This window comes from Bartonella sp. AP1QHHD (assembly GCF_042196265.1).
Taxonomy (GTDB): domain Bacteria; phylum Pseudomonadota; class Alphaproteobacteria; order Rhizobiales; family Rhizobiaceae; genus Bartonella.
The window spans coordinates 1-5,814 of sequence record NZ_JBHIPW010000088.1; the positions used below are offsets into that span (position 1 = coordinate 1).

General features: G+C 37.6%; 9 protein-coding genes. 7 read left to right on the forward strand and 2 right to left on the reverse strand.

The features are described from left to right. Positions 1-316: 316 nt before the first annotated feature. Both ACFIME_RS07430 and ACFIME_RS07435 read left to right on the forward strand, forming a co-directional pair. Positions 317-1,075, forward strand: coding sequence for an antA/AntB antirepressor family protein (locus ACFIME_RS07430; protein WP_375684739.1), 759 nt, complete (start codon positions 317-319; stop codon positions 1,073-1,075). After that, positions 1,072-1,350 (forward strand): hypothetical protein, encoded by a 279-nt coding sequence (locus ACFIME_RS07435; RefSeq protein ID WP_375635103.1) that lies wholly within the window; start codon positions 1,072-1,074, stop codon positions 1,348-1,350. The genes ACFIME_RS07430 and ACFIME_RS07435 overlap by 4 nt, the downstream gene beginning before the upstream one ends. A gap of 60 nt (positions 1,351-1,410) precedes the next feature. On the opposite strand, the gene ACFIME_RS07440 is transcribed toward ACFIME_RS07435, so the two are convergent. After that, positions 1,411-1,722 (reverse strand): DNA-binding protein, encoded by a 312-nt coding sequence (locus ACFIME_RS07440; RefSeq protein WP_208439803.1) that lies wholly within the window; start codon positions 1,720-1,722, stop codon positions 1,411-1,413. A 12-nt stretch (positions 1,723-1,734) separates the two neighbouring features. Further along, positions 1,735-2,058 (reverse strand): type II toxin-antitoxin system RelE/ParE family toxin, encoded by a 324-nt coding sequence (locus ACFIME_RS07445; protein WP_015857128.1) that lies wholly within the window; start codon positions 2,056-2,058, stop codon positions 1,735-1,737. A 183-nt stretch (positions 2,059-2,241) separates the two neighbouring features. Between ACFIME_RS07445 and ACFIME_RS07450 the strand changes: the two genes are divergently transcribed. The 5 genes from ACFIME_RS07450 (at position 2,242) to ACFIME_RS07470 (ending at position 5,536) form a co-directional block, all read left to right on the forward strand. Continuing rightward, positions 2,242-2,904 (forward strand): lysozyme, encoded by a 663-nt coding sequence (locus ACFIME_RS07450; protein WP_375684740.1) that lies wholly within the window; start codon positions 2,242-2,244, stop codon positions 2,902-2,904. After that, on the forward strand, positions 2,901-3,128 hold the full coding sequence (locus tag ACFIME_RS07455; protein WP_375628344.1) for a hypothetical protein: 228 nt from the start codon (positions 2,901-2,903) through the stop codon (positions 3,126-3,128). The genes ACFIME_RS07450 and ACFIME_RS07455 overlap by 4 nt, the downstream gene beginning before the upstream one ends. 131 nt (positions 3,129-3,259) lie before the next feature. Next, positions 3,260-3,472 carry a hypothetical protein gene (locus ACFIME_RS07460; RefSeq protein ID WP_015856478.1) on the forward strand — a complete coding sequence of 71 codons (213 nt, stop codon included), beginning with the start codon at positions 3,260-3,262 and terminating at the stop codon, positions 3,470-3,472. A gap of 324 nt (positions 3,473-3,796) precedes the next feature. Next, the gene (locus ACFIME_RS07465; protein WP_375684741.1) at positions 3,797-4,708 is read left to right on the forward strand and encodes a DUF488 family protein; all 912 of its coding nucleotides are present in this window, start codon (positions 3,797-3,799) and stop codon (positions 4,706-4,708) included. 9 nt (positions 4,709-4,717) lie between these two features. Next, a complete protein-coding gene (locus ACFIME_RS07470; RefSeq protein ID WP_375657464.1) occupies positions 4,718-5,536 on the forward strand; it encodes a hypothetical protein in 819 nt (272 codons plus the stop codon). Positions 5,537-5,814: the final 278 nt, after the last annotated feature.

The following is a 5,814-nucleotide window of genomic DNA, read 5'->3' on the forward strand; positions in this document are numbered from 1 at the left end:
AGATTTAACAGATTACTTTTATAAAAACATTACATTGCCACTTGACATTGTGGCGACAATGTGAATAATCGAATCAGGTGCCTCAAAAACACCTTAAACACATAGCGGATAGATTGCCGAAACAGTCTTTTCACCGCCAATTAAAAGCTTTGACTCATTATATGTTACTCGCATATAATAGATTTGTCGGGTGTAGTTATGCTATACAATACCCTTTGGGAAAGGCATAACGACGGGCTATGTGCCGTGTTTTTGAGCACCCGGCGCTCTTCATAGAGTGTCAATCAAAAACCTTTAAGCACATAGGAGCCAAATCATGGCACAATATTTAATCGACATACACAAAGCTACAATTGATGGCGATACCGTTCAGACGGTAAATGCACGTGAGTTACATGCATTCTTGGAAATAGGAAAAGATTTCTCTACTTGGATTACTGACCGTATCAATAAATATAATTTATTAGAAAACCAAGATTTTGTTTGCTCCCCGATTTTGGGGAGCAAAGGTAGGGGTGGTCACAATCGTAAAGACTATCACCTGATCTTAAGTGTAGCTAAAGAACTTTCGATGCTTGAGAATAATAAGAAAGGTAGAGAAGCTCGTTTATACTTTATCAAATGTGAACGGCTTTTGAAACAAGTAGCAACACCGCAGATAGCCGCTCCACAAGTTGATTATTCCAAACCCGAAGCATTACTTGGTGTTTTGAACCATTTACAAAGTCAAATTGAGCAGAAAGATCATGTTATTGCAGAATTAGCACCAAAAGCAGAGGCACTTGAGGGTCTAAAGCGTTCTGATGGTTTGTTCGGTCTTATCGAAGCAGCGAAGATGCTTGAAGTGCGACCAAAGGATTTAACGGATTACTTGCGTAAACATGATTGGGTATATCGTCGGGCTCCAGGGGCGCCTCTGTTACCTTATCAAGATAAGATCAAGAAAGGATTCATGGACTGTCCTGCTATCACCATTCAAAGACCGGATGGTACAGAAAAGGTGCTCCCTTCAACAAAAATTACACCAAAAGGATTAGCTTGTTTGAGAGAACAAATCCATGGAGGTGTGCAATGAATACCAGTATAGACTTCTTATGTGATTTGTGGATGGCATTGTATCAGTTTTCTGATCGTGATGATGTTGAAGATAAGACTTTTAATGCCCTCATTGAGACCATGAATGCAATAGAAGAAGCTGTGATTTTAAAACTTCAAGATGAATCGCCAAATGCACTCAGGATTTTAGCAATGATTACAAATTTTGGGTCTTTAAAACCTCCTCCAATTATGGAGCCTTTGTTGAAAGCTTATGAACCTGATTTGGAGAGCCCCATTAAAAAGGTTGCTTAAGTTCAAAAACAGAACTCTCCTCCCCATCTTTAAAGGTGGGGAGGGGTTAATACACTAAAGTTATACGTGTGGAACTGGTCGTTCAAGAGGCTGTACAGCCAAACGAAACCCCATGGTACGCAGTAAAGCATTCAAGCTGCGGAACTCTGGATTACCTTTTTCTGAAAGTGTACGGTAAAGTTGTGTTGGGTTCAAGTTGGCTGCTTTAGCTACAGCTTGAACACCACCATAAGCTTTGGCCATTTGGCGTAGAGTTACAAGCAGCTCACCCTGATCACCATCTGCTAGGATTGCATCAAGGGTCGCTGCTGCCAACTCAGGATCATCACGGAATATTTCTGCCATTGCATCATCATGGTTACGGTCTTTCATTTTTGCACTCCTTTAATCTTCACGGTTTTGCCAATCACGCCAGCAAGCACATGCACGAGTGATATCAGTCTCTTGTGTTTTTTTGCTGCCACCGCATAATAGCAACAATACGGTCTTTCCAGATTGGACATAATAAACTCGGTAGCCAGGACCAACATTAATACGCAATTCATGAACACCCTCACGAAGCGGCTTGAAATCGCCAAAGTTTCCCTGCTCTAAACGATTAAGGCGGCGAATAATTGCAGTTTTAGCCTGCATATCACGGAGCTTTCGCAGCCAATCAGCTATCAAGTCTTTGCCATCAGAAGTAAGGTAGTGACGTATTTCAAACATGATGTTATATTCGTTTATAAACGAATATTTGTCAAGAGAAAAATTAAAAGTTGAGAAAAAATCTTCTTTTGTTCCAATGAAAAAGCGACATGAAGCTTAACCAAGCTATCTTTCCGAATGAGAAAGATGTCAATTTTTTAATCCAGCTCTGCTTTTTGCGGAGCTTTTTTTATGGAGAAGCATATGCGAAAAATATCATCAGAAGGACTAGCACTTATTAAACAATGGGAAGGTTTGCGTTTGAACGCCTATAAAGATGCCATTGGGGTGTGGACAATAGGTTATGGACATACAAACAGTGCTGGAAAGCCTTTTATTTACGAAGGCATGACAATCACTGAAAAGCAAGCAGAAGAACTTCTTTGCCAAGATTTAAGACAATTTGAAAATGTCGTTGAACGCGCTGTTACAGTTTCATTAACAGATGAACAATTCGCGGCGTTAGTGTCGTTTTGCTATAATGTAGGAACAGGAGCCTTTTGTAACTCGACACTGTTAAAAAAGCTCAATCAAGGTGAATATGAAGCTGTCCCTGCCGAGCTACAGAAATGGACCAAAGCAGGCGGGAAGCGTCTTGAAGGTCTCGCACACCGGCGTGCAGCAGAAGCAGGCTTATGGGCAAAAGGGGCTTATGTTTCCTCCAATTATCAAACAGTAGAAACGCAAGCACCAACAGGGCTTTTCAAAGCCGAAGCCCTTGCACCGATTATTGGTTCTTTTTCTGGGCTTGGAGGCTTATTAGCAGGAAATGGACCAATCCAATGGGCTTTGGCCACCATTATGATTTTAGCCGCATGTGCTGGTATTTTCTTTGTTGCTAAACGCTTTCAGGAGCATCGTCTATGATCTTATGGATGAAAAGAAATCTGATGATAACAGGCGCGGCTTTAGTCGCTTTTTTTATTGCATTAGCAAGAGCTTTTACTCTTGGGAAAAAAGCAGAGCAACAAAAGCAAACAGAAAAAGCTTTAAAAGCAGCCAAAACACGTCTGGAGGTGGAAAGTGAAGTTAATCAAAAAAGTGATGCTGATGTGCGTGCTGCTCTCTCTGACTGGTTGCGCGACAAATAAATATGCTTCTTCTTGTGTTGGCTGGTTGCCAATTTATTTAAGCCGGCAAGATCTGAACGCCATCAGTTCAAACTTAGCAAGAGAGATCTTAAAGCACAATAATCTAGGTGAACGCTTGTGTGGGTGGAAACATGGCTAGAAAAAAAACACAAGACGATATAGAGCTTACAGAAGCAGAAAAAGAAATACTTCAAGAAATCATCATGACCTACAAAAGTGTAAAAGTGATGTCGCGTTATACGAAATGGATTGTACTCATTATACTCTTATTAGCGCTTGATTTTTCACGTATTATGGATGCGTTTGTAAGTATTTTTACACAAAAACCAAATATCCGACTCTAAACATACTCTGAGACGCGCGAAATTCTTTAGAAAATGGTTTCTTAAATTTGCTCGTCTCATGGAGGTGATAGAGAATGTCTTCTTCCATTTAAAACAGTGGATTTCAAAAAATTAAAATATAGTAAATATAGAGTAAATAAGTTATGCCTTCTCCAGCGCATGAAATTTATAACCGCAATCTTGTTTTTTTAGAATTTTTTTCATGGTATAATCTCAAATCTTAGGAAGAAACTACGTTTTTTTGTTTTTATCTGGATTTGTGTCAGAAAATTTTAACTTAGTACAAACTTTTGATTTGATAGAGTGGGGTCTTGGGATGAACATATGGAAAAAATAAAAGGGAAAATTTTATTTAAACGGCAAAAAATATTATTGACTCTACTTCAAGAATTTGGAGGGTGTCTTTCAAGTACAGATTTTCAAAAATATTTATTTTTATTCACACAACGTGAAAAAATGCACAGTTATGATTTTGTGCCCTACAAATTTGGTTGTTTTTCTTTTCAATCTTATGCTGACAAACGTCGACTTGTAGAAATGGGAATCCTTGCTAACAATCATAATTATTGGCAGTTGGTGTCAGAAAATAATGATTACAGTACCAATATTGCACCTTCTATACAGAATAAAATTTTTTCATTTGTTGAAGAATTTAGTACGATAAGAGGTAATGAACTTATCCGGTATGTATACAAAAATTACCCATATTTTGCGATTAATAGTCAGATAGCAGATGAGGTTATGGATGAAGAAGACTTAGAAAAAATCGATGAATTTCGATCAAAGGATGAAAGCTTTTGTTTTTATACTATCGGTTATGAAGGAGCGTCTTTTGATGACTATCTTAACCGCCTCATCAGAAATAATGTCAAACTTTTGTGCGATGTTCGCAAAAATCCTATAAGCCGAAAATATGGGTTTTCCCAAATACAATTGTCCAATAACGTGGCTAAGTTTGGTATTGAATATGTGCATATCCCAGAATTGGGCATTGTGTCTGAAAAGCGTCAGAACCTCAATACACAAAAAGATTATGAATGTCTTTTTGAAGATTATCAAAATACAATTCTCAAGAACAATAGCAACGCAATCAGCAGGCTATATCAACTTTTTTTAGATAATAAGCGTATTGCAATTACTTGTTTTGAAGCTAATGTATGTATGTGCCATCGAGGGCGAATCGCATTAACCCTCACTCAATTGCCGAATTGGAACTATGAAATAAAACATATCTAAAGAATAAATATGGCAGTAATAAAAAAAGAACGAGTGTTGATTACGGTGAAAACTTATCCAACACCTTCTACGAAGTATATAGAATTAGTGTGTACTGCTGGCGTTAAGGAAGATGGTTCTTGGATTAGGATTTATCCAGCGCCATTCCGCTTTCTGAAAACAAAATACAAAAAATATCAATGGATAGAACTTTCTCTTGAAAAAAATCCCAAAGATTATAGGCCAGAGAGTTATAGGCCATGTAACATTGAAGATATTAAGCTTTGCGAGTTCATTTCATCTAAACGGGATTGGGAAGAACGTAAGCGTTTAATACTGGCTAAGAATACGATATACACCGATTTACATGCTGTAATTGCAGGGGCAAAATCTAATGAATTTTCACTGGCTATTTTTAAGCCATCACGAATTAAAAAGTTTGTTTTTAAACCGATTAATCCAATACTGAATCCTAAAAGGGAAGAAGTTGTTTGTGAGTTAATCCGGCAGGGTTCACTTTTTGAAAAAACGGACAATTTTATACGAACAAAACAATTGCCTTACAAATTTTCATATGAATTTACAGATGATAAAAATGTTAATAGCACGCTAATGATAGCAGATTGGGAAATAGGTCAGCTTTACTGGAACTGCAGGAAAAAGGTCGAATCCGACGAGAAAGCAATTCAGCTAGTTCAGCAAAAATACTATGACGATATTGCCAATACAAAAGACGTTTATTTCTTTTTAGGAACAACGTTTAAAAGTCATAGAATAGCGAAAAATCCATATATTATCATCGGAGTATTCTATCCACAACATACATCGCAACTACAGTTAGATTTTTAAGTTTACTTGAAAGAATCTGGAGTAGTAAGGATATTAATCACGGAATGCTCTACACGCCTCATGGAGGCGATAGAGAATGTCTTTGCACATTTAAAACAGTGGATTTCAAAGAATTCAAAAAATTATTAGAGAATGTTGGAGGAAAAAGATGAGCTTTGTAACGGTATGTTGGAAAATCCTATTCCCGAACTTTTGTTAACGCTCCCGAACCTTTAAAAAGATTACAAAGAATCAATATGTTATACATAGGAGAAAATTGTATGGCGGAGAGAGAGGGA